Raw genomic sequence first — 23,791 nt, 5'->3', positions numbered from 1 at the left:
AAATATATATTTATATGCAAAAGAGAGTGAATAAATGAAACCAACTATTAAAAATTATGTATTTTTACATGTAGCTTTTTTGATATATTCTATCATTATGGTTTACATGAAATGGGCAGCTCAATTTCCAATTGCTTCAATCTCATTTTTTATTGCTTATTTCGGACTAGTTGTACTTTTATTCGGATATGCAATTTTATGGCAACAAGTAATTAAACATTTCGAAATTTCAAAAGCATATTCACATCGCGGGATTATTATACTATGGTCAATGCTTTGGTCAGTATTTCTATTTGGAGATACGATTCAGTGGAATCATTTACTTGGTGCAGCTATTATTATCGTCGGAATTGTGGTGGTGACAAAAGATGAATAGTTATATGTTATTATTTATTTTCGGGATAATTTTAGCTAATTACTCACAAATATTATTAAAAAAAGCTACTTTACAACAATACGATTCTAGAATAAAAGAATATGTGAATCCTTATGTTATTATCGGCTACTCTTTATTTGTACTTAACGCTGGATTAAATGTAATCGCCATGAAGGGCATGGAATTAAAACAAGCATCAGCATTAGAATCCTTAAGTTATATCATCATATTAATTTTCGGTTGGTATTTCCTAGGGGAAAAAATAACGAAACGTAAACTCATCGGTAACATGATTATTATCGTTGGTGTAATCGTTTATTGTATCCAATAGTAAAAAGCTCCGTTTATCACAAACGGAGCTTTTTACTATTGACCTAAATTTTGCACCTTATCTTTCAAATCTCGAACTTGATCTACCGTCTGCATAAGCTCTGAGTTTTTAAATTGCTCTACATCCACTTTCCCTTCTTCTATCTTTGTCATCGCCGTATCAATTAACGTATTTAACTTTTCGTTATATCCGACGATTTGTTGATGAAGATCCTTTGCTACATCAGGTGGCGTTAATTCATTGAATGCGGGTATATCTTGTTTAATTTCACTAAGCTTCGTTTCTAATTCTTTTCGAGCCTCACTATCATTAACGGCCTTTTCTGCTAATGCTGGTGCATCATTTGCAAATGCACTTATTTCATTTACATAGTCTGTCGCCTTTTGAGCATAATCTATCGAGTTCTTTCCTTCCTCCACTATTGAACATCCCATTAAACCAATTGAAACTATAAATACTAATAAAATTGATTTTATTTTCATTTTAGACTCCCTTCGTCTTTATAATTGTCTGTAGTTTTCTCTATACATAACTTCTAGCTAAATTGTTTATAACCTTTTTCAAATAGCTATTTATCCTCTTACATGCCCTATTATCGTTACAACATCTATTTCTATATGTACGCTTATAATATCTTCAATTATATCCATATATCCTTGTCCTATAGCTGTTCCATAGTGTAATGTAAGCCCCTTCTTTTCATACACTGACTTTGGCACTGAAAAAATAAATCTCCTCAAGTTTCTTTCATCAGCTGGTTCCATAATTAATACAATCCCATCCTCATCAAACATATACGCTCGCCCTCCAACTTTACATTCACTATGGCTCAGTATTGCCTTGGTCAGCAAAATTTAAAACATAATAAGTTAAGATACACTCTGCTCTATCATAAAGTGAAACTTTAATTAGCCCTCACCAGTCGAATCTTTACCGGCAAATAGCGGGATAAAAATAAAAAGCATTCATTCTTTTTTGTTAAGAATGAATGCTTTTTAAAAAATCAATTTCTAACTCTAGCATCTTTTTTTGACGAGGTTTTACTTTCCTTACGGGAACTCCAGCGTAAATATACCAATCATCTAAACTCTCTTTTACCATACTCATCGCGCCGACTGCCGTACCTTCTCCTACAGTTACATTTGGAAAAACAATAGAATTAGCACCAATAATCACATGTTTTTTTAAAATAACTTTTTCTGCTTTCACATCCCTATATTGATTCGGGACGGTTGGCCCCATTAATGTATTTCCACTGAAATCATCAAGTACTGCATATACAATTGTTTTAGCTGAGATGTTTGCAAAATCATGCATTTCAATCCCAACTTCCCCTCCATATAACGCTGTATACGCTGATATGTGCGAATAACTTCCAATTGTGATTTTGCCACTTAAAATGCAAAAATCATCAATTCTTACATGATTACCAATTGATATAGCACCCGGATTATATATACTTGCTTTTTTACTAATCAATACATTTTTCCCAACAGATAAAAACCCAATTTTCTTTAGCTCTTCTTGACTATAAAAACTATTCATCTACCGACACCACCTTCTGCTCTAAACAGATTACAATTTGCTCTACTAGTTCTTTCGTCATTCCTTCCCATAAAGGTAAACTTACGATTCGTTTTGCTATTTTATTCGTTTTTGTTAAATCTGTAGACTTATATTTTCTAAAAAGAACTTGTTGGTGGCAAGATGGTGAAAAGTATAATCTAGCTTCTATTTTCTGTTTTTTCAGCTCTTCTATTACTTGTATGTTGTGAACTTCTTCTGGACAAATGATAGGCATAAATTGGTGAATAACTGCTTCTGTCTTTTGAACTCCCCACCCTTTTTTCATTAACCCAGTACTTTGTAACAACTGTTTATACCATTTAGAAATACGGGTTCGTTCTTTTAATTTTTGATCCCACTTTTTTATAGTCGCAATCCCAATAGCCGCTGCGTATTCAGACATTTTGCAATTAAACCCCATCATCGTGCATTCACGATTTTTATCAAATCCGAAATTCCCCATTCTTTTAATACGTTGTATATCTTCTTCGTTTTTACTATATATGAGCCCTCCTTCACCAATTCCGAAAGGCTTTGTTGCATGAAAGCTATATACGATCATTCCACTAAAATCTTGACCGTAATGCATCCCTCTATTCATTAATCCAAATCCCGGTGCCGCATCTACGACAACCGGAATCCCCTTCTTCTCTAATTCTTCATATTCTTCTAAGTTCATCCATGATCCAAAAGTGGCGTACGGGACAACAATCGCAACCTCTTCTTTTAATTCTTCTATCTTATCCAAAAGTACGGTTTTATCCATATACCAATCATCTATTGAAATATCAATAAAGTAAGGTTCCAATCCACACCAAATAGCGGCTAAGGCAGTCGCAGGGAATGTAAAGCTAGGCATGAGAGCATACTTTCCCTTTCTTCTTTTCTTTAGTTGAATAGCCGCCATTAACCCTAACGTTGCGTTTGCTACTGTTGTAACAGCTCCCCTGTTTTGAAAAAATACCGACATAATTGTTTCCTCAAAACGTTGATTTATAGGTCCATAATTCGTATATATGTGAGATGTATCAATTTCCTTCAATTCGTCCAAATACTCAATTACAGGTACAGTTGAAGCACGTAAAAAAGGAATATTCTCCATATCTATCTATTCCTTCCTATCATTTTCGGACAATATAGAGCATATCCGTTTCAGATAATCCAAATCTCCTAGCACTTTTCATTCCTTGTTTTTCCGCTATGTTATATAATTCCACCTTAAATCCTGCATTCATTAATCGTTGAATAAATCCCGATTGATTATAAATTCTCACATGATCTTCTTGACCAAAAGCTAATTTCCTCAATTGTGGTGTTACAATTAATTCATTCTCTACAATAAAATCTACATTCATTACGATTGGTACTTGAATAATTCCCCATCCATTTGGCTTTAACACTCTATATAACTCTCGCATTGCTTTGTCATCATCAGGAACGTGTTCTAACACATGGCTACATAATATTACATCAAAGGTATTACTATCATATGTAATCCTTGTAACATCAATTTCCTTCATTAATGGATCCTTTGGTTCTAAGTCACCACATACGTACGTAATATTTTTATACTCGTTAAACCAATCTCTTAACTTCGCTTCAGGTGCAATATGAAGCATAGTATAGTTTCTATTTAACAAGTCTGTTTCCGTTTCAATGTATGTACGATACAATCTTTCACGATCCATCGAATTACAAACTGGACATATCCCTGTATCTTTATTCCACATCTCAAATTTATATTTCGGAAAATCATAATGTGCTGGCCAAGGTGAAAATTTTTCAAATTGTTGATTGCAATATTGACAATAACAGAATTCTTTCTCAAACATGTGAGCAACTAATTTGTGTAACCCTTTTTTTATCTTTTCATTATAAATTTGATCTATTTCGCCGTTTCTTACTGCATCCTTAACTATAAATCCCGCATTTTCTAAACAATAAGATAAACTCTCTTTATACTCACTTTCAGAACTTAAAAATCCACTATTATATGCATCTATAATTAATTCAATCCACTCTTCAATTGTCATTAACATAAAATGCATTTGTTTTTGATTTTGTCCACTATGTTGTCTAAAATAACTAAGAGGTTCTTGTATATAAACTACTTTTCCTTTTCTCATCATATCTATCCAAGTTGCAATATCATTAATAGCAGAATAAGCCTTTCCTTTAAAATACCCAAACTTACCTTCAAACAAATCCCGATTAAACAAAACAGTTGTCGGCTCACCAACTATATTTTTTAAGTTTTTTAACATATAATTCCCTAATTCTTTTCCTTCAAAAAGTGTTGTTTCTTTCGCGATTTTCATATTCAATGTTGAAGGTGGTAATATCTCTCCATTCTCATCAATCAGTTCACGATATGACGTCACAAATGAAATGTTTTCTAATGCCAAAAAGTATTTCATCATTCTCTCGATCTTTTCATGATGAAATAAGTCATCATCTAATAAAAAGTTTATATAATCCCCATTCGCAAGTTCTATACACTTATTAAAGTTTTCAGCAACTAATGGCGTTTCATTTTCAACATATGTAATACACTCATATTCACGTAAGTACGGTTGAATCATAACATTGACTTCATTATTTGTACTGTCGTCAGAAATAATAATTTCTATATTTTCATATGTTTGATTCAGAGCACTGTTGAGCGCTAATTCCAAGTAATAAGGTCTATTGTATGCAGGAATAAGTATACTTACTTTCGGTAAAGAAGAATTATTATTTATATGCTGTTTTTTCTTTTCTATATTTATTTTCTTTCCTCTAATTTTTTGGTAATAGTCTAATGTATATAATATCGATGATGGAACTATCCTTCTTGCATAATCTAGAAAATTAGTTATCGCTTTGTCTAAATCTTTTTCGTTGGATAAGAAACCATATTTTTCTCCCGCTATAATACTGTGTGAAAAATCTTCTAACCCATCCATCATTTTATTAGATTCATTTAACTGTTGATCTGGATGTAATCGAAAGTAACTAAGTGTCTCTGCTATATATACTGCTTTTCCTTCACTTAATAAAGATAACCATGAAGCTATATCTACATTACATAAATACCGCCTCTTATCAAAAATCCCATACGGTTCTTGTAACTCATTTTTACGAAATAAAACTGTTGTTGGTTCTCCAATATAATTTTTTTGATCCACAATTACCTTATTTCCTAATTCTATTCCCTCTATAATCGTATCCTCTTCAAATAAACGGACAGTTGAATAAATATGTCGTAGTTCTTTCCCTTTATCATCAATTACTTGACGATGAGATGTTACTAGCTTAATTTCATTATCTAGATCATTGAAAAAATACTTCATCATCTTTTCAATTTTATTCACATGAAATATATCATCATCCATTAAAAAATTTATATACTCACCGTTCGCTTCATGAAATAACATTAGCGCATTTTCAAATTGTCCGAGAGTTGATCTGTTTTTTATATAAATAATATTTAAATGATCACATAAATATTTTTGTAACACCTTTTCTGTTTCGTCATTCGTGCTGTCATCTCCAACTATAATTTCTATATTAGGGTACGTTTGTTCTAACACACTACATAACGCCTTTTCAAAGTAGCGAGGACGATTATACGTAGGAATTAACACACTTACCAACGGAAGTTGCTCTACGACCTCTTCAATTCTTTCAATACGATTTCTCATTTTAACTCTCTCACCTCTTCGCATATTATTTATATACGCGACACAAAAATCACATTACTTTAACTGTATGGAGCCTATATACTTTTATGCAAACATGAAACAAAATATCATACTTTTCGTTCCTGAATAAACATATTTAATAACGCGGACATTTTATTTGCACCTTTTTTATTCATATGATCACTATCATAAAAATCATCCTCACAAAATAATGGCGAATCAAATAGATCTATGATTTGAAAAGAATATTGAGTTTGAAACTCATTTATAACTTTATAAAAATCTTCTTTTAATTTCTTACTACTACAATTGAAATAATGTGAAGTAACAGGGAATACAACAATTAATGGCTTTATATCGTTTTTTAATAGTAATTCTAAATATTTCTTAAAAATCATTTTATTTTCAACTAAAGTATGAGGATACGCCAATTTAGCGTGTGAAGCTGCTCTTATTTTCCCGTGTTCTTCAAAAGGAATGTAAAGAGGAGTAGTATTCCATTCAGCATTTATCCAAGGCAGTACCAATGATTCATCTTTTAGTTCATCTAATAAAATATATTCAAAATGCAAATTAAAAATAGAAAGAAGTGGTTTCGGAGTATTTAGATGTGAGAATCCATCAGTGGGTAGAGGAGAATGAACTACAGTATGATGACCATCTTGAAACAATGGATAATATACTTTGTGAATTCTATATGATTCAGATGATAACGACATATCAAAGAAAAATGAAAAATAGGCTATTCCTATTAAACAATATTGAAATGAATGAGTGTTTGATAGAAGTTGTGACGCTATTAAATAATCATAGTATAGATCTTGCGATGGAAGTGTTAATTTTATTGACTTTTTTGAGAGGAGCTCCGTACTTATGCCACAATGTGGATAAGACAAACCGGTAGCAAACAATTCATACGTCGGATCACTCTTTGCTTTTTTCATAGAAATGTATAAAGACATAAGCTCTGGATTTATTTGATAGATAGAAATTAATTTATCCTTCCATTCATACATGTATTTTGTTAAATTAATAATTTTTGAACTTTGCACGCCCCTATTTATCAAGTCATTTGTAAGTTTTTCTGCTTCCACTCTCCAAATGACTATATATTGAAAAGAATTTTCTATTCGAACAACATCTGAAACGTCTACAACATGAACTATTGTTTTACATTTATTTTTGTCTAATGTATTTCGAATCCTCTCCCCGGATAATTCATCACTTAAAACAATGATTTTATACTGCTCCTTCATGTACATCCCCTCCATTATATGTATAATATGAAATTCATTTTTAATTCGTAACAATCATATACACCTGCAATCTAACAAAAAAATAGCTCCACCATTAGGCGTAGCTATTTTTACAATTATTGCTTATTCAAATCATATTCCTTTATCTAACTCATAAAGTTTACGATACTTTTCATTTTCTTTCAGAAGTTGTTTATGACTACCTTGCATGACAATTTGGCCACGATCAAGGAATATAACTTCGTCTACATGTTCTATTCCTACAAGATGGTGCGTAATCCAAATAACCGTCTTTTCTTCCGTTGCAGAAAACATTGTTTCAATTAAAGACAATTCTGTTTTCGGATCTAAACCGATAGTCGGTTCATCAAGTACAATGATGGGTGTTTCTTGCATAAGAGTTCTAGCAAAAGCAACCCTTTGTCTTTCACCACCAGAAAACCGCTTTCCCATTTCATGCATTTTTGTTTGTAATCCGTCCGGAAGAGAAGTAATATGTGAAGCTAATTGTGCTTTCTCTAAAGCTTTCCATATCTCTTCATCCGTCGCCTCTGGTTTGCCAATTCGTACATTATTTCCAATTGTCGTATCAAACAAATGGGGCTTTTGATTTAATACAGAAATATATTTAGATAAAAGATTCGTATGAGCTCGTTCACCATTCAATACAACTTGGCCGTTTACTGGGCTTAACGCCCCTGTTAACAATTTTAGTAAAGTAGATTTCCCTGTCCCACTTCTGCCTAAAATAGCAATTTTCTTCCCTGCTTTTATTTGTAATGATACGTCTTTTAATACAATCTCATTACTATCTGGATAACTATACGATACGTGATTCAGTTCAATATCTACATGTCTTGGTTCAACGTAATCATTATCTCCATACAAATCCATTTTATCATGTAAAACAATATCACTTTCTACGCCATTAAGACGATGGGTAGATTCTACATACGACGGGATTCGATCGATGGCATCTGCAATAGGAATAAGCGCATTCGTTACAGATAAAGTCATTAATACGAAAGCTGCGATAACTGTAGGAGCAATTTGCTCACTTGCCGCTTCATTTCCAGTCCATATAATCATCGAAATAACTACAATACCTACTACTGATTGAATGATACTGTCCCGAATATGATACCAGCGTTTCACTCTCTTTTCGATTTTTAACAACTGATCATTTTGTTTTACATACTCATTAATAAATTCACCTTTACGACCACTTGCCTGCCAATCAGATAATCCAAAAACAGCATCCGTCAGTTGTTGATACAAACGGCTTCTGCCTTGCTTTAAAGTAACATGGTGTTTCTTCATCAAAAGTAATGATACAAATGGAAGAAGAAACACGATAATAGCTAACATACAACCTACAATAAGTGCAAACACAAGGTCAAATGCACCGATAACAAGTACGAAGATACTATAAACAACTAGCGCTAATATACTAGGAAATATTGTACGTAAATATAGGTTTTGCAAATGCTCTATATCTTCGGATAACACTCCTAACATATCACCCGTTTGAAATCGAGAACGGAAAAATAACGCCTGTGGTTCTACTATTCTATATAGCTTCGTTCTCATTTTTTCTAATATACGTAGTACGACATCATGTCCGACTAAGCGCTCTATATAATGAAACACAGCTTGCCCTATACTAAACGCTCTTGTTGCAACAATAGGAACATATACAGCCATTACATTTTCTGGTCTAAGGGCAGATTTTGAGATTAAATAACCTGAAATAAAAAGTAACATCGCTCCTGAACTAACTCCAAGAAGACCAAGGAAAATAGTTAAAGTCATTCTACCTTTATTTTGTTTTATATAAGGTTTAACCCAGTTACTCATTTCTCTCCCCTCTCTTCCCTATGAAAATGTAATGTCTCACTCTCTAAAAGTTCTTCATACGTCCCACTTTCTTTCATTTCCCCTTTATTTAAAATAAGGATATGGTCCATTTGTTTCATCCAATGTAGACGGTGAGTTGCTAAAAATACTAACTTTCCATTAAATAGACGTAACATCGCTTGCTTTATTTCAAATTCGGTTTCAATATCAAGATGTGCCGTAGGCTCATCTAATAAAATGATTGGTTTTTTACTTAAAAGTGCACGCGCCATAGCAACACGCTGTTCTTGTCCGCCACTTAGCATACGTCCACCTTCCCCAATTCTTTCGTGCATCCCATTTGGAAGTGATGTAACGAGTGAACGAAGGCCGACTTCATTAATAACTCTTTCAACTTCTTCATCTGTTGCTTTTGTTTCATAAAAACGAATGTTATCCTTTAATGAAAGCGGAAAAATATAAGGTTGCTGCGGAATGTAAGCAATATTTTTTTGCCAATCTTCACGAGTAGATCCATCAACTTCTAGACCATTTACTAACATCTTTCCACTCGAAGGAGATAAAAACCCGGCTAATACGTCGATTAACGTCGATTTCCCCGCACCACTTTCACCAATAACACCAATAGCACCGTTACCTTCCCAAGTAAAATTAATCCTTTCTAATATAGCCTTCTCAGATTCAGTATTATTAACTTTGATATCTTGTAATTTCAAGCTACTAGAGGCATTCCATACTATATCTTCATTTAAATCTTTCTTTTCTATTCCTTTTTGTTGTTGCAAAATCTCTTCTATTTGCTCCATCGCAATTTGTCCATCTAATGTCGCATGATAATTTGCTCCCACTTGTTTAATCGGCAGAAAATATTCCGGAGCTAAAATCAAAATTGTAAGGGCTGGTAATAGTATAATCGTTCCATCTATTAAGCGTATCCCTAATCCAACTGCCACAAACGCGATTGATAAACTCGTAAAGAAATCTAATGCAAAAGAAGAAAGAAAAGCAACTCGCAAAGTACGCATCGTTGCTTTTCTATATCTTTTACTTACTTTTTCAATCTTTCCTTCGTGCTGTTCACTTTTCCCTAAATACTTTAATGTTTCTAAACCTTTTAACGTATCTACAAAATGGTTCGAAAGTACACGATATATCTCATACTGACTATCTGCCATTTTTTGCGCTGCTAATCCGAGAAGAATCATAAATATGATCACGATAGGAATCGTTACAACTAAAATGATTCCAGACTCAATATCTAGCGTAAAAACATATAGTACAATTAGACCTGGAACGATACTGCTTCTAATCATTTTAGGAATCGTTAATTCAATATATGTTTTAAATTTCTCAATCCCCTCAATTGATAAGGTAACCAGATGACCAGTTCCAACCGTTTGAACATACCTTGGACCTAATGTGAAATATGCCTCTATCAATTGTTTTCTTAGTAACGACCCTGTTTTTTCGGCAAAACGTTCCACTAATATTTGTGATGTTCGAACTACTATGTGACGCGCTGCAAACGCGATACCAAAATAAACAATTTCACTTAATATTGTTTGTACTGTCTCTCCATGAAATAAAAACGTAATAGCTCGTGCTAAAAAGATTGTTTGCGCAATAATACTAAAAGCTTCTAAAATACTAATAATCGTTAACGCTACATATAAAATACGGCTACCGGGATAAGACGGAAGTCCTCTTTTTCTTTTCATTAGTACTCCAAATCGTTGTCTGACTTAACAGGTTGTCTAAATACATAATAACTCCATATTTGACTTCCGATAACGAAAGGCAAAATAGCAATCGCAAAGTAAGTCATAAGTTTTAATGCATAAGCTCCTGATGCTGCGTTGTAAATTGTCAAATCATTCATTGCTCCTAAAGAGCTAATCATAACACGTGGGAACATACCGATAAATACACTCGCACTTAGTAAAATGATTGTTAAACTCGTCATAAAGAAAGCCCAACCATCTCTTCTTCTTTTATTTAATAAAGTGGACACTAATAGTGCTACAAAAGCTCCGATTGGTACCATAATCCATTCTGTTCCATGAGCAGTGAAAATGTCGGTTTTCCATAACCCCACACCAGCAAAAACAAGAAGTGTAATTAATGAAAATGGTGCAATTTTTATTGCAGCAATTCGTGCACGTTCTCTCAATTTACCAGTTGTACGTATCGTAAGAAATTGTAATCCGTGAACAATACATAGTAGGAGAAACATTACTCCCCCAAGTAACGCAAATGGATGAAGTAATTGCAGGAATCCACCTACAACATTTTTACTCTCATCAATAGGTACACCTACCATAAAGTTTGCAATCGCAACTCCCCAAAGGATAGGAGGTAACATACTTCCAATAAACATCCCCCAATCCCACGCACTCTTCCATTTATGATTATCTATTTTCGCACGAAATTTAAAGGAAACACCTCTTAAAATTAAAGCAAGAAGCATAAATACAAACGGAATATAAAAACCACTAAATAAAGTTGCATACCAGTGCGGAAATGCCGCAAACATGGCTCCACCAGCACAAACAAGCCATACTTCATTCGCGTGCCAGAACGGTCCTATTGTATTTAAGTAAACTCGTTTTTCAAAATCATTCTTTCCTAAAAACCTCGAAACCATTCCTACCCCAAAGTCGAAACCTTCCAGTACGAAGAATCCAACAAATAAGATTGCAATAACTAAAAACCATAACTCATTAAGAGATAACATACTCTTCCTCCTTATCAAATGGATCATGGCTTTGATAATCCTTTTTCGTTTTCTTATTCGTGTGGCCCTTAATGGTACGAACAAATAAGTACACACAAATTCCACCCATAATTAAATACATTGATGTGAATGAAATAAGTGAGAATAATACTTCACCGAATGTTACATTTGGTGATACAGCATCTTCTGTTTTCATTACACCAAATACAACCCAAGGTTGACGACCCATTTCAGTCATAATCCACCCTACTGTATTACCGATGAATGGAAGAGAAATTGCATACACCATTAATTTTAAATACCACGTTTTTTCAGCTAAACGATCTTTTCTTGATAAGAACCATCCGTAAGCTCCTAGAAGAAGCATGAATGTTCCACTCATTACCATCGCTCTAAAACTCCAAAACATTGTATGCACTGGAGGAATATAATCCCCAGGTCCATATTTTTCTTCATATTGTTTTTGAATTTGATTCATCCCTTCAACTTGACCGCTAAACTTATCATACGATAATAGACTTAGCATATAAGGGATTTGAATTTCAAACGAATTTTCTTTCTTCTCTGTATCAATTTTCGAAAATACTGTAAATGGCGCTGGATCCTCACTTGTATTCCATAGTGCTTCAGCTGCCGCCATCTTCATTGGATGTGTCTTAATTAATTGTTGCGCTTGTGCATGACCGAAGAATAATACAAGCGCCGTTGTAATTGTTCCAACAATGATAGAAATGCGGAAAGATTTTTTAAATACTACAGTTTCTTGTCCTTTTGTAATTTTCCATGCACTTACACCCGCAATAAAGAATGCACCTGTTGCAATTGCTGCTGTAATTGTATGCGGGAATTGTACCCATAGTTGTGGGTTTTGAATAATGGCTAAGAAATCATTCATTTGTGCACGACCATCAGCTGCCATTTCATACCCGACAGGTGACTGCATAAATGCACTTGCAGTTAAAATCCAGAATGCTGATAACATCGTTCCAATTGAAAGGAGCCAAATACACATTAAGTGAATTCGCTTCGGTAATTTATCCTCACCGAATACCCATAAACCTAGGAATGTAGACTCAATGAAAAATGCCAGTAATCCTTCAATTGCAAGCGAGGGACCAAATACATCACCTACAAAACGTGAATACGTTGACCAGTTCATACCAAACTGAAATTCTTGTAAAATACCTGTTACTACACCTACTGCAAAGTTAATAAGGAATAATTGCGTCCAAAACTTTGCCATCTTCTTATATACTTCTTGCCCTTTTACCACATACAACGTTTGCATGATCGCAATAATAAAAGCTAAACCAATTGACAGCGGAACAAAAAAGTAATGGAAAATCGTTGTTGATGCGAACTGTATTCGTGCCAATTCGAGCGTTTCCATACTAAAATCACTTCCTTCATAGTTTTTATAATAAAAGTTAATTGAGCAATCTTATCAAACTCAATTATTAAGAAATACGAAAAGACAAAAACATTTTGTATGTATTGTCGAAAAATATGAAGTTTCAGTTTTTCAAACTATTGCAATGCTAATTTTTACCTTTTCACTATTTCTGTAGTGTTTTATTCGTTAATCGAATTGTATAATATACCTGCATAGTAAATTCAGGTTATTTTTGACGTATTATTGACATCATTTTGTCTGAAATATGTCTTTTGTCATTTTTTTGAATCAGATTTTTTTCATTAGCAAAATGTGTTTTTTCAATATACTTCTTACTTTTATATCTATAAAACAATCGTTTTTTCTTCATACACTTGACTTTCAACCGAAAAAATGTCCTCGAAACTACCCTCGATAAATGCTTATTTTTTGTCAAGAGAAAAATGTATTTTCAAAATTCAAACTCGAAATAATGTTATTCAAAAATAGAAAACAACTTCCCTCTCCCTCGACTAAAAGTTCATTTTTTTGTCATTTTTCCATAACAAATAAAAAACTGAGAGTCAATTAGACTCCCAGTTTTTTTATTTATTTTGCTGTATGTTTTCTAACGGCTGGTAATATTTCAGTAGCAATTAATTCAATATTTTTCTCAATTTTATCAAATGGTACACCGCCAAAATCAATTTGTGCCATAAAGCGTTGTTGGCCAAACAATTCATATTGGTAAAGCATTTTCTCAATGATTTGTTGTGGGCTACCAACCATTAAAGCATCACGGTAATCTATTGCATTTGTAAATTGCTGTTTCGGATACCCACCACCGCGCAGTGTAAGCATACCAGCATTAATGTGAGGATAATATTCACTAAGTGCATCTTGTGAATTTTTTGCCGTATAAAATAAACTCGTTGTCGCAACTGGTAAACTAGCTGGATCAAATCCACTTTGCTGAGCAGCCTCGCGGTAAGCATCTACTGACACTTTAAAGTTAATTGCTGGACCACCAAGTGTTGTTATCATCATTGGCACACCTGCACGTCCTGCTTTAATTGCACTAGCTGGTGGACCTCCAACTGCACGCCAAATTGGTAAGTTATTATTTTTCGCTCTTGGAATAACCGATGCATGTGCGAGCGGTGCTCTGAACTGTCCATTCCATGTTACATGTTCCTCGTTATTAATTTTTAATAAAAGATCCATCTTCTCTTCAAATAATTCTTCATAATCATTCACGTCATAACCAAGTAAACTATATCCTCCAATACGAGATCCACGACCAGCTACGATTTCAGCACGACCATTAGAAATCAAGTCAATGGTAGCGAAATCCTCATATACTCGAACTGGGTCAGATGTACTTAATATCGTTGCGGAACTTGCAATTTTTATATTTTTCGTAGCTTGCGCGACCGCACCTAAAATAACTGTATGAGCTTGCGTTGTAAAATGCGTTTGATGACTTTCACCTACAGCAAACACATCAAGCCCTGCCTCATCTGCTAACTTAGCTGTTTCAATTAGTTCGTGAATTCTTTTCTCTGGCGTAATTTTCTCCCCATTATGTGGATTTAAAACATGATCACCAATTGAATATAATCCAAACTCAATTCCTTTTCTTGTATCTATACGGTATTTTTCCATAGTTACTCTCTCCTTTAATGAAGTAATATTAGTTTCTCTTCTAAAAACGTTGGTAAGTCAAGTATATCTCCGTATTACCTATCTCATCACTTGATTAGTCAATTGATGATGTAAAAAAAATTACTCTTGCGGTAATTCTTTTTTTTCGCTATGCTTATGAACTTTCGTCATCAGCTCGTATAATATTTTCTGCTCTTCTTCATTTAATACATCATCAAAAAACGAAGATTGAAATGCAAGTTGCTCTGGCAATGCTCTCTCTAAAGCTGCTTCTCCTTGCTCTGTAAGACTAATTGTTTTCGTTTTCCAATCTTGTTTTCGTACAATATATCCTTCTTTTTCAAGACGAGTTAACATTCGAGAAATGCCACCTTGTGTAACAGTTACCTTTTCAGCTAACTCCATTTGTGTTAGTGGTTGATACGTACGTATTTGCAAAAGCACATCAAATTGAGCTGTCGTTAAATCAAAACGTTTTAAAAACTCATTTGACATTTGATTACTTTGGTTCGTAAATCGTATTAAACGTAACCATATTAATGATCCTATCGTATTATCACGCATGTTTCATCACTTCCTAGCGTTCATCTTACTATCAATTTACTACGCAAGTGATAAAAAAGCAAGATAAAATGTAATAAATATAGCGATAGAGTATTGCATAAATAATGATAAGTAAGAATTNNAATTCTTACTTATCATTATTCTTAACTTTTCATTTCATTCATTACTATATTTAAAGCTGTTACTGCTTTGGGCCAGCCAACATAAAAAGCCATATGCGTTATTAATGCAATCATTTCATTTTCTGCAATTCCATTTTGTTTGGCCAACTGCAAATGAAATAATAATTGTTCTGTATGACCAAGACTGATTAATGCCGACACTGTACATAAACTTCTTTCTCTTAATGTTAAAGTATCATCCCGCCACACTTCCTCAAACAATATCTCTTCACTATAATGAGCAAATGCAGGTGCCTTTTCTCTCATTTTCTCTTGAATACAATATTCAATTGATTCATTCATCATTTCACTCACCCTTCACTTTTACCAATTGTGCCAATCCTTGACCAAATGACCAATTTTCAGCAGATGTCTCATTTAGCGTAATAAAAATATCTGCACTTTTTATCCCCGAGCATTTAGAAACCTTCAAGGATATCGACTGATATAAATTCCTTTTTTGTTTTATCGTTCTTTCCGGTCCACATGTAATAGAAACATAAATCATATTCTCCGTTCTCTTTTCTCCTCTTTCTAATAAATAATATGGATTATATAAAAAGTGATTTTGTTGATAAGGTAAAAACATTTGAAAAAAATCATTTTCAGGGATGTTAAAATGTTCAATTAATGACAGATGAATACATTCACCTATCTTTTTCAGCTCTTCTTTATTTAATATATTTTCATGATAATAAACGTTCACAAAAGGCATACATTTTCATTCCTTTTTCTTAATTTAATTTCAACAAGTTTTCATCGTGAAATGTGCAAAATCTCATATACTGTAACACCTTTATTTGTTACCATTTCAGGCTTCTCTTCATAAAACTCAAACCTACTGTATCCCCATTTATCCGGATTATAAACGATTACATTCCCTAAACACTTTTCATTGTTTTGTACATTTTCATTTATCGTGTTTAATTGAGTCCCAATCAACGTTTTACTTTGAGAAATACTTCCTGCATATTCAACAACATATCTACTTTTCTTAAATCCATCACTTAGATTAACCACTAATGGAACACCTATATGTATTTGTTGCCATCCAAAAGATTGTAAAATGTTATCGTAATACCCTTCAAAGATAAATTTATTCATCCCTTCATGACCATTCCAAATATATAAAGGTGCATAGCAGTTATAAAAATTCCCGTCTTTCTCCGTTTCCGTAATTAAATAAGCTTTAAAATTTAGTTCTTGGAAACCATCAGTTTTATAGCCATTATCCTTTACCCTTTTCTTAATAATTTCCATGTCATAATCCTTTGGAAAAATGACCTTATATTGCATTCCAATCATGTTTATCACTCGCTTTCAATCTTATATACATTATGATAAATCGATAAGCGGCTAACGTAAAATAGGTATAAATTATGTTTGGTATCATTTATAATGATAGTGCATAAGGGGCTGAGATACATGGAAATAAATGATCTTATTATATTCAAAACTGTGGCCAGTGAGGGTTCTATTAGTAAAGCTGCTAAAGAGTTAGGATATGTTCAACCGAACGTAACTGAGCGAATCAAAAAATTAGAACAAGAATTAGAAACGCCTTTACTACATAGAGATAACAAAGGTGTTTCCTTGTTACCTGCTGGTGACATTTTATTAGATTACACGAATAAAATATTAACTCTATTAGAAGAAGTAAAAGATGAAATTAAAACGAGTGGTTCTTCTTATATAATAGCGACGTCACAATCTATTTTGACAAATTATTTAAGTAAGCGTATTAAAGTAAATTTCAGAAATTATCAAATATATGTAGAAAGTAGTAGTCATTTGCAAAAATTACTGCAGCAACAAAAAGTTGATATGGTCATAACTTATGAGGATTATCCTGACGCATCGTTTAAAAAAGTGTTCACAACCTCAATTTCTGTAGGCTTATTAAAAGCGAAAGAAAAATGTACCATTGATTATTCAAAAGAAATTTTCTTCGTTAGCAATGACAAAAAGTGCCCTTTTAGGAATAAGACAATACAATTTCTAAAAGAAAACAATCTATCTCAGCGACAACTTCAACAGTTGGATTCTTATTCGCTTATGGAAGAGTTTATTGCTGATGGAAAAGGAATAGCTTTTTTACCGATTAAAAATGATACATTAGTAATAATTGAAGATGTTCCCCTTGAGAATTTAGCTGTTCATTTTTTTACGAATCAAACCTTTATCAAGCATATCCCTGATGAACTATTTGATTAATAAAATGACTTTGATTACAAACTTTTTTCAAAATAAAAATCCCTCTTTAACGAATATACAAGAGGGATTTTTATTTTGTATACAATTGATTTTTCACACGTTTTGCTCCACTTCTGTACTTTTCTCCTTTTTATTCCTTTTAAAACTCTTCAATTTCTTAACCGTCCCAACCAATCCTTTCGGAAAAACGAGTAGCACGATAATATACAATAAACCTAGAATAATCGTCCATCTTTCAAAAATCGGATATTCCGTCGCTAGTTCTGATAAATAATATTTTAGTGATTCAATAATCCCAGACCCAGCAATAGCTCCAATTAATGTTCCGACTCCTCCAATCATTGTCATTAAGAGTGCATTTAGTGTCATTTCAATTGAAAATACAGTCGTATTGACAAAGCGTAATGTAATAACAAATAAACCACCGCTAATTGCAGCTACTATTCCTGCGACTACACTTGCGATTATTTTATAATGGAGGACTTTATATCCAAGTGCTTCAACACGTTGTTCATTTTGTGAAATTGCCTTTAATACTTTCCCAATAGAAGACTTTGTAAAAAGACGTAATAGAATAAAAATGAAGCATAAACATACAAGTGATACATAATAAAAAGTAAAACGATCACGGAATATTTCTGGTACCCCAAATGTAAAACCATCTCCTCCGTGAGTAAGCCCACGCCATTTTTCAGCAAGTACGAAAAACAACTGTGAAATAGCAAGTGTTAACATTGCATAAAAATGACTTTTCAATCGTAAAGAAAGCAAACCAATTATATAACTAACGATTGCTGAAACGATAATTGCAGCTACTATTCCAATTAAAAAGTTCGTTATTGATACGCCTTGTCGATCAAATAAAAGCGCTACCCCATATGCTCCTATCCCAAAGAACATACAATGACCGAACGATACAATTCCTGTATACCCAAGCAATACATCAAAACTCATTGCAAAAATAGCAAAGATGAAGATTTGAGTGAACAAAATTAACAGGCTCCGTGAATCATTTACGAACGGAAATACACTTAAACAAATGAGCATACATACTCCGGAGTATACTTTAATTCGGTCCGATGTGTTGTTCACCATTTCACCCCTTTTCACCAACAAGTCCAGTTGGCTTCACTATTAAGAAAAATAGTAACATTAACATATTAATTGCAAGTGATAAATCTGGTATAAAATACGCTGTAAAAGCACCAGCTAATCCGACAATTAAAGAAGCAATAGCTGAACCTTGTACGCTTCCTAATCCACCGATAATTACTACTATAAATGCTAAAATTGCATACTGCATGCCCATCTCGGCGAAAATAACGCCCGAATACGGTGCTAATAAGAATCCTCCCAAAGCTGCCATCCCTGCTCCTAATAAAAAGACGAAAGAAAATATCGCTTTTACATTAATACCAAGCGCTTGAACCATTTCTTTATCCATTACACCAGCACGGATCATAAGACCTATCTTCGTCTTTTTGAGTAATAATAGTAGTGCAATGTAAATAATTATCCCAATCAAAATAACGAATAGACGATATTTAATTAATATAATACCTCCGGATGTAAAACTTCCTTGTAACCATAACGGTAATTTTGCACTAATAGGGTTTGGCCCCCAAAATATTTTAATACACTCACTAAGAACGAGCATTCCTCCAAGCGTAACGAGCAGCTGTCGAACATGATTTCCATATACTGGTCTAATAAGAAACCTTTCTAAAATAAATCCTAGGAACATTCCCATAGCTACTGCTCCAACTAAAGCTAATATATAACTTCCTGTCATATTAAATAACCAAACACCTGTAAATGCTCCCCACGCAAATAAACCACCGTGTGCAAAGTTTAAAACGCTCATTAGACCGAAAATAAGTGAAAGACCTGATGCTAACAAAAAAATGAGCATCCCTGTTGAAATCCCATTTACAAATAAATTTATTAACACATCCATCCTTTTCACCTCGGGTTCATGTTAAGAGATTCCTAAATATTTATGACACATTTCCTTATCCTTTTTTAATTCATTCATAAAACCGTTATGAACAATTCGTCCGTTATCCATAATGTAAAAATAATCGCCAATTTGACTAGCCATCATAAAATTTTGCTCAACAAGTAAAACTGTTGTTTTCTCTTTCATCTTCAAAATAGCTACCATTAATTTCTCCACCATTATCGGGGATAGCCCTTTGCTCGGTTCATCAATAAGTAATAATCCATCACTATTAATAAACGCTCTTGAAATAGCCAACATTTGCTTTTGCCCTCCGCTCAAGAGCCCACTTTTCTTATTCCAAAACTGCTTTAAATCCGGAAATAGTTCCAGCATCCACTCTATTTTCCCTTCTACTTCTTCACCTTTCCCCCTAGCAAGAGCGAATGTTTCTTCTACTGTCAAATCATGAAAAATACCTTGATTTTCTGGTACATACCCTATTCCTTTCCTTGAAATTAAATGTGTAGGTAATCCACTTACTTTTGCACTATCATAATAAATTTCACCATCTGCAATCCGGTGAAACCCCATAACTGAGCGTAATGTCGTTGTTTTCCCTGCCCCGTTTCTACCAAACAGTACAGTAATCGTCCCTTTCTCAACAGTAAGAGATACTCCTTGCAAAATATGAAACTGATCTAAATACGTTTCTATATTATTCACTTGTAATAGTGCCACTATATAATCCCCCTAAATAAGCACTTTGTACACGCTCATCTTTTATAATTTCTTCTGGCAATCCTTCAGCCAATAACTCTCCATGAAATAAAACGATAAGATGATCTGACAAACCTAGTATCATATCCATTTTGTGTTCGATAAGTACAATTGTGCTCTCTGGATGTTTCTTAATATTTTCAATCACTTGTAATATAGCAGGGACTTCCTCAACCGAAATACCTGCCGTCGGCTCATCAAGTAATAACACATCCGTTTTTAAAGCTAATAACATCGCAAGTTCTAGCTTTCTTTTCTCTCCATGTGCCAAATCTTTCGCTAATACGTTCTCTTTCTCGTGAAGTAATACTGTTTTTAAGAAACGTCTCGCCTCTCCAACTTGTTGCTTTAATTTTGCTGGACTCGGGAAAAAACTATAGTAATCTTGTACGAATGATTGAACACTTAAACGGACATTTTCAAGTACCGTTAATTCTGGGAATATGTTTGTAAGCTGAAAAGAGCGACCGATTCCTAAGCGTGTTCGATCTGAAATCGATAGTTTTGTAATATCTTGCCCTTTAAAATACACTTCACCTGTTGTGGGTGAAATCTGTCCACTTAGTAAATTAAATAATGTTGTCTTCCCCGCACCATTTGGCCCGATAATAGAAATGAGTTTTCCTTTTTGGACAGTTAAATTTACATCTTTAATAACATGATCTTCACCAAAAGATACGCTAAGATTTTTCGTCTCTAACAAATGTGTCACGAAATCCCCTCCCTTTAAAGCCGTGAGTATGAAAGAAATATGTATAAAGAGGGTCCCCCCTCTTTATACAAAAACAACAGAAAATTCAGTCTATTTATTTTGAACTGGTGGTTCTGTTTCTTTCATCGTTAATTCTCGCTCTAACACTGGCACCGGATAATCAACACCGTCTTGCTTTTTCAATGTGATAGAATACAGTGTCTGCATCGCTTGGTGATCCTTCTCTCTAAACTTCATCTTTCCTTTTGGTGTATCAAATTCCATTCCTTCCATTTTCTTAATCAAGGTATCTACATCTGTATCACCTTTTGTTTTCTTTAAGGCTTCTACAATAGAAATTGCTGCTGACATTCCTCCCGCTGTAAACAAATCTGGCACTGCACCATTAAAACGTTTTTTATGCTCTTCAACTAGCCAATCATTCACTTTATTTTTTGGAAGTGTGTGATAATATACAGAAAAACCTTGCATACCTACTAATGCATCCATTGTTTTTAATGCTGGTATATCTGGCGCACCTGTAGAAATTTTAATACCTTGCGCTTCCACATTCATATCTTTCAACTGTTTCCAAGGTGAATTTGCCCCTGCCCAAACGATAAATAAATAATCTGGTTTTGAACTAATGATATTTTGAATATTCGCTGTAAAATCTGTTGAATTTGTATCCGCGTATTGCTCATTCACAATGTTCGCACCTAATTTTTTCGCACCCGCTTTAAATGCAGCAATCCCTTCACGACCAAAAGCGTTATCTGGGGCAAATGTCGCAATCTTTACATCTTTTTTCGCAATTGCTGCTGCTCCTGCAATCGCATCTTGTGAGGAACTTCTTCCAGTTCTAAAAATATATTTATTCCAGTTCTTCCCGGTAATACTATCCGCAACTGCCGGTTCTACAACCATAATCTTTTCATATTCTTCTGCCAGTGGTAAAACCGCTAACGTATCACTTGAACTAGACGATCCAACTAAAAAATCAACTTTCTCTTCTTCTAATAACTTCGTAGCTTTCTTCACTGCTACATCCGCTTTCGTTTCTGTATCTTCTACAACAAACTTAATCTTTTTCCCATCTACTTTCCCAGTCCCACCAGTTGCATAGTCTAACCCTAATTCAAATCCGTTCACTGTTTGTTTTCCATACGATTCTAGCGGTCCTGTTAAAGAAGCAAGGACTCCTACCTTAATCGTTTTTTCATCTTCTGTACTTGTTTTCTTTCCTGAACAAGCTGCCGTTATTAATAACGAACCTAAAACACAACCAGTAAACATTGTCTTTAGCCACTTACGTTTTTTCATCGACATTGTGATCCTCCCCATACTTTACTTTCTGATAGAATCAAACACGCCAAAATCCCCTGTCCGTAATCATGACTAACTAATACGATAGATAATGGAAAACTCTTGTAGTACCCTCTACATTCGGCACAAATATATAATCACCTTCCTATGTAATGGAAACGGACATACAATCAATATATATTCTGCAATCCAATTGAAAATACTGTTTCATTTTAGTAATGGCCATACAAAAAGACTAACTTATTTTTTAAGTTAGTCTTTTCACCTTAATTAGAGTTAAGTTCTACTTTCTCTAACCCTTCAGCCAATCGTTTCTTATCTATTCCTTCTCCAATTACTACTAAGTTTGTTGGGAAACCGAAATCTTGTTCCAGTAAAGTCGGTACTCCGAACGAATATTGGAATAGGTGAGGGTATTTATCTCCATGGAATTTCACAAAGCCTTTCACTCGATAAATACTATCTGGTAAATTCGAAAGCCATTCATATAATTTGTCTTGATCAATCGGTTTCGTAAATTGATACGTCATTGTTTGTATATGTAAATGCTGTTTAACGTGTAGTGTCTCATGTTCCTCATCATTTGGAAATTCTGCTTCTTCTATATCTTTTAAAGATATATTACAATACTTTGTCTCATACATTTTCGCATGATCATTTATTGTCTTTACTTCTTCAAGTACTATGTTCTTATCTTCATCTGTTAGTAAATCTGCTTTATTAACAAGAATGTGACTACCAAATTTCAGTTGCTCATGCAATAGCTGTTGTACATTTGCACTTAATATACTTTTGTTTAACCACCTTACTGCATCTAAAACGACTACAATTGATTTCACTTCCAGGAAAGGAGCTAAAATTGGCGAGACACACGCGTCTAACACTTCAATTGGATGCGCAACACCTGTCGTTTCTATATAAATGACATCTGGTCTTTCTTGTTGGTATAACGAATGTAATTGTATTTCAAGCTCTTCTTTTAACGTACAACAAATACAGCCTTTAAGAAGTTCTCTTAAAACATTCTCTTTTCCAATAATATCTGTATCTACCGAGTATTCACCAATTTCATTCATTAATACTGCAACTTTTCTATTCTTCTTTTTCTCTGCTAACAATAAATTTTGTAATAATGTTGATTTTCCACTACCTAAAAAACCACCTAATATATGAATCTCCACTTTATTCATTCAACCGACCATCCATTTCTTTACTTCAAATGTATTCAAAGCGTAATAATTACGATTTATATTTATCATTTTATTAAAAGAATGAC

At 33.7% G+C, this 23,791-nt stretch carries 24 protein-coding genes; 3 read left to right on the top strand and 21 right to left on the bottom strand.

What is annotated here, in order from left to right:
* The first annotated feature begins 34 nt into the window (after positions 1–34).
* A complete protein-coding gene (locus CN409_RS04955; RefSeq protein WP_000805128.1) occupies positions 35–376 on the top strand; it encodes an EamA family transporter in 342 nt (113 codons plus the stop codon).
* Positions 369–707, top strand: coding sequence for an EamA family transporter (locus CN409_RS04950; RefSeq protein ID WP_001089874.1), 339 nt, complete (start codon positions 369–371; stop codon positions 705–707). The genes CN409_RS04955 and CN409_RS04950 overlap by 8 nt, the downstream gene beginning before the upstream one ends.
* Positions 708–742: 35 nt before the next feature.
* Here the strand turns inward: CN409_RS04950 and CN409_RS04945 are convergent, their stop codons facing one another.
* The 15 genes from CN409_RS04945 to CN409_RS04875 all read right to left on the bottom strand — a co-directional run bounded on the left by CN409_RS04945 (position 743) and on the right by CN409_RS04875 (position 16,870).
* Positions 743–1,189, bottom strand: a complete 447-nt coding sequence (locus CN409_RS04945; RefSeq protein WP_000695203.1) for a DUF6376 family protein — start codon at positions 1,187–1,189, stop codon at positions 743–745.
* Between the two features lie 90 nt (positions 1,190–1,279).
* A complete protein-coding gene (locus tag CN409_RS04940; protein ID WP_000459099.1) occupies positions 1,280–1,501 on the bottom strand; it encodes a hypothetical protein in 222 nt (73 codons plus the stop codon).
* 184 nt (positions 1,502–1,685) lie between these two features.
* Positions 1,686–2,252 (bottom strand): acyltransferase, encoded by a 567-nt coding sequence (locus CN409_RS04935; RefSeq protein WP_001084172.1) that lies wholly within the window; start codon positions 2,250–2,252, stop codon positions 1,686–1,688.
* Positions 2,245–3,375 (bottom strand): aminotransferase class I/II-fold pyridoxal phosphate-dependent enzyme, encoded by a 1,131-nt coding sequence (locus CN409_RS04930; RefSeq protein WP_086397420.1) that lies wholly within the window; start codon positions 3,373–3,375, stop codon positions 2,245–2,247. The genes CN409_RS04935 and CN409_RS04930 overlap by 8 nt, the downstream gene beginning before the upstream one ends.
* A gap of 19 nt (positions 3,376–3,394) precedes the next feature.
* Positions 3,395–5,956, bottom strand: a complete 2,562-nt coding sequence (locus CN409_RS04925; RefSeq protein ID WP_086397421.1) for a glycosyltransferase — start codon at positions 5,954–5,956, stop codon at positions 3,395–3,397.
* Positions 5,957–6,063: 107 nt separating this feature from the next.
* Positions 6,064–7,212 (bottom strand): hypothetical protein, encoded by a 1,149-nt coding sequence (locus tag CN409_RS04920; protein WP_000664257.1) that lies wholly within the window; start codon positions 7,210–7,212, stop codon positions 6,064–6,066.
* A 132-nt stretch (positions 7,213–7,344) separates the two neighbouring features.
* Positions 7,345–9,069, bottom strand: a complete 1,725-nt coding sequence (gene cydC, locus CN409_RS04915) for a thiol reductant ABC exporter subunit CydC (RefSeq protein WP_000073640.1) — start codon at positions 9,067–9,069, stop codon at positions 7,345–7,347.
* On the bottom strand, positions 9,066–10,787 hold the full coding sequence (gene cydD / locus CN409_RS04910) for a thiol reductant ABC exporter subunit CydD (protein ID WP_000824019.1): 1,722 nt from the start codon (positions 10,785–10,787) through the stop codon (positions 9,066–9,068). Before cydD ends, cydC begins: the two co-directional genes overlap by 4 nt.
* Complete coding sequence (cydB, locus tag CN409_RS04905; protein ID WP_000950083.1) at positions 10,787–11,803, bottom strand: cytochrome d ubiquinol oxidase subunit II; 1,017 nt, start codon at positions 11,801–11,803, stop codon at positions 10,787–10,789. The genes cydD and cydB overlap by 1 nt, the downstream gene beginning before the upstream one ends.
* Positions 11,790–13,193, bottom strand: coding sequence for a cytochrome ubiquinol oxidase subunit I (gene cydA, locus CN409_RS04900; protein ID WP_000448870.1), 1,404 nt, complete (start codon positions 13,191–13,193; stop codon positions 11,790–11,792). The genes cydB and cydA overlap by 14 nt, the downstream gene beginning before the upstream one ends.
* Positions 13,194–13,784: 591 nt before the next feature.
* Complete coding sequence (locus CN409_RS04895) at positions 13,785–14,840, bottom strand: LLM class flavin-dependent oxidoreductase (protein WP_000417550.1); 1,056 nt, start codon at positions 14,838–14,840, stop codon at positions 13,785–13,787.
* Positions 14,841–14,960: 120 nt separating this feature from the next.
* Complete coding sequence (locus CN409_RS04890; protein WP_001205523.1) at positions 14,961–15,404, bottom strand: MarR family winged helix-turn-helix transcriptional regulator; 444 nt, start codon at positions 15,402–15,404, stop codon at positions 14,961–14,963.
* A 143-nt stretch (positions 15,405–15,547) separates the two neighbouring features.
* Entirely contained in the window at positions 15,548–15,871 is a 324-nt protein-coding gene (locus CN409_RS04885; protein ID WP_000980843.1) for a carboxymuconolactone decarboxylase family protein, read from the bottom strand.
* Between the two features lies 1 nt (position 15,872).
* Complete coding sequence (locus CN409_RS04880) at positions 15,873–16,280, bottom strand: tautomerase family protein (RefSeq protein WP_001117255.1); 408 nt, start codon at positions 16,278–16,280, stop codon at positions 15,873–15,875.
* 41 nt (positions 16,281–16,321) lie between these two features.
* The gene (locus tag CN409_RS04875; RefSeq protein WP_000579873.1) at positions 16,322–16,870 is read right to left on the bottom strand and encodes a DUF4865 family protein; all 549 of its coding nucleotides are present in this window, start codon (positions 16,868–16,870) and stop codon (positions 16,322–16,324) included.
* A 120-nt stretch (positions 16,871–16,990) separates the two neighbouring features.
* Between CN409_RS04875 and CN409_RS04870 the strand changes: the two genes are divergently transcribed.
* Positions 16,991–17,779, top strand: a complete 789-nt coding sequence (locus CN409_RS04870; RefSeq protein ID WP_000404994.1) for a LysR family transcriptional regulator — start codon at positions 16,991–16,993, stop codon at positions 17,777–17,779.
* 93 nt (positions 17,780–17,872) lie between these two features.
* On the opposite strand, the gene CN409_RS04865 is transcribed toward CN409_RS04870, so the two are convergent.
* The 6 genes from CN409_RS04865 to CN409_RS04840 all read right to left on the bottom strand — a co-directional run bounded on the left by CN409_RS04865 (position 17,873) and on the right by CN409_RS04840 (position 23,705).
* Positions 17,873–18,826: a branched-chain amino acid ABC transporter permease gene (locus CN409_RS04865; RefSeq protein ID WP_002083259.1), complete on the bottom strand. Its 954-nt coding sequence runs from the start codon at positions 18,824–18,826 to the stop codon at positions 17,873–17,875.
* Positions 18,827–18,875: 49 nt separating this feature from the next.
* The gene (locus tag CN409_RS04860) at positions 18,876–19,736 is read right to left on the bottom strand and encodes a branched-chain amino acid ABC transporter permease (RefSeq protein ID WP_000382788.1); all 861 of its coding nucleotides are present in this window, start codon (positions 19,734–19,736) and stop codon (positions 18,876–18,878) included.
* 21 nt (positions 19,737–19,757) lie between these two features.
* The gene (locus CN409_RS04855; protein ID WP_001196709.1) at positions 19,758–20,459 is read right to left on the bottom strand and encodes an ABC transporter ATP-binding protein; all 702 of its coding nucleotides are present in this window, start codon (positions 20,457–20,459) and stop codon (positions 19,758–19,760) included.
* Positions 20,437–21,210, bottom strand: a complete 774-nt coding sequence (locus tag CN409_RS04850; RefSeq protein WP_000149310.1) for an ABC transporter ATP-binding protein — start codon at positions 21,208–21,210, stop codon at positions 20,437–20,439. Before CN409_RS04850 ends, CN409_RS04855 begins: the two co-directional genes overlap by 23 nt.
* Before the next feature lie 90 nt (positions 21,211–21,300).
* A complete protein-coding gene (locus tag CN409_RS04845) occupies positions 21,301–22,518 on the bottom strand; it encodes a substrate-binding domain-containing protein (RefSeq protein ID WP_000061996.1) in 1,218 nt (405 codons plus the stop codon).
* A 263-nt stretch (positions 22,519–22,781) separates the two neighbouring features.
* Positions 22,782–23,705: a CobW family GTP-binding protein gene (locus CN409_RS04840; RefSeq protein WP_001044926.1), complete on the bottom strand. Its 924-nt coding sequence runs from the start codon at positions 23,703–23,705 to the stop codon at positions 22,782–22,784.
* Between the last annotated feature and the right edge of the window lie 86 nt (positions 23,706–23,791).

Origin of the sequence: Bacillus sp. AFS012607 (assembly GCF_002558005.1) — a bacterium.
Lineage (GTDB): Bacteria > Bacillota > Bacilli > Bacillales > Bacillaceae_G > Bacillus_A > Bacillus_A thuringiensis_S.
This window is presented reverse-complemented; position numbering and strand designations above follow the sequence as displayed.

Coding starts and splice junctions, on each gene's coding strand:
- CN409_RS04925 (WP_086397421.1), bottom strand. CDS start 5,956: ATGAGAAATCGTATTGAAAGAATTGAAGAGGTCGTAGAGCAACTTCCG.
- CN409_RS04875 (WP_000579873.1), bottom strand. CDS start 16,870: ATGATTGGAATGCAATATAAGGTCATTTTTCCAAAGGATTATGACATG.
- CN409_RS04890 (WP_001205523.1), bottom strand. CDS start 15,404: ATGCGTGATAATACGATAGGATCATTAATATGGTTACGTTTAATACGA.
- CN409_RS04845 (WP_000061996.1), bottom strand. CDS start 22,518: ATGTCGATGAAAAAACGTAAGTGGCTAAAGACAATGTTTACTGGTTGT.
- CN409_RS04880 (WP_001117255.1), bottom strand. CDS start 16,280: ATGCCTTTTGTGAACGTTTATTATCATGAAAATATATTAAATAAAGAA.
- cydA (WP_000448870.1), bottom strand. CDS start 13,193: ATGGAAACGCTCGAATTGGCACGAATACAGTTCGCATCAACAACGATT.
- CN409_RS04865 (WP_002083259.1), bottom strand. CDS start 18,826: ATGCTCATTTGTTTAAGTGTATTTCCGTTCGTAAATGATTCACGGAGC.
- CN409_RS04955 (WP_000805128.1), top strand. CDS start 35: ATGAAACCAACTATTAAAAATTATGTATTTTTACATGTAGCTTTTTTG.
- CN409_RS04945 (WP_000695203.1), bottom strand. CDS start 1,189: ATGAAAATAAAATCAATTTTATTAGTATTTATAGTTTCAATTGGTTTA.
- CN409_RS04940 (WP_000459099.1), bottom strand. CDS start 1,501: ATGTTTGATGAGGATGGGATTGTATTAATTATGGAACCAGCTGATGAA.
- CN409_RS04935 (WP_001084172.1), bottom strand. CDS start 2,252: ATGAATAGTTTTTATAGTCAAGAAGAGCTAAAGAAAATTGGGTTTTTA.
- cydD (WP_000824019.1), bottom strand. CDS start 10,787: ATGAAAAGAAAAAGAGGACTTCCGTCTTATCCCGGTAGCCGTATTTTA.
- cydB (WP_000950083.1), bottom strand. CDS start 11,803: ATGTTATCTCTTAATGAGTTATGGTTTTTAGTTATTGCAATCTTATTT.
- CN409_RS04895 (WP_000417550.1), bottom strand. CDS start 14,840: ATGGAAAAATACCGTATAGATACAAGAAAAGGAATTGAGTTTGGATTA.
- CN409_RS04950 (WP_001089874.1), top strand. CDS start 369: ATGAATAGTTATATGTTATTATTTATTTTCGGGATAATTTTAGCTAAT.
- CN409_RS04870 (WP_000404994.1), top strand. CDS start 16,991: ATGGAAATAAATGATCTTATTATATTCAAAACTGTGGCCAGTGAGGGT.
- CN409_RS04860 (WP_000382788.1), bottom strand. CDS start 19,736: ATGGATGTGTTAATAAATTTATTTGTAAATGGGATTTCAACAGGGATG.
- CN409_RS04885 (WP_000980843.1), bottom strand. CDS start 15,871: ATGATGAATGAATCAATTGAATATTGTATTCAAGAGAAAATGAGAGAA.
- CN409_RS04840 (WP_001044926.1), bottom strand. CDS start 23,705: ATGAATAAAGTGGAGATTCATATATTAGGTGGTTTTTTAGGTAGTGGA.
- cydC (WP_000073640.1), bottom strand. CDS start 9,069: ATGAGTAACTGGGTTAAACCTTATATAAAACAAAATAAAGGTAGAATG.
- CN409_RS04920 (WP_000664257.1), bottom strand. CDS start 7,212: ATGAAGGAGCAGTATAAAATCATTGTTTTAAGTGATGAATTATCCGGG.
- CN409_RS04930 (WP_086397420.1), bottom strand. CDS start 3,375: ATGGAGAATATTCCTTTTTTACGTGCTTCAACTGTACCTGTAATTGAG.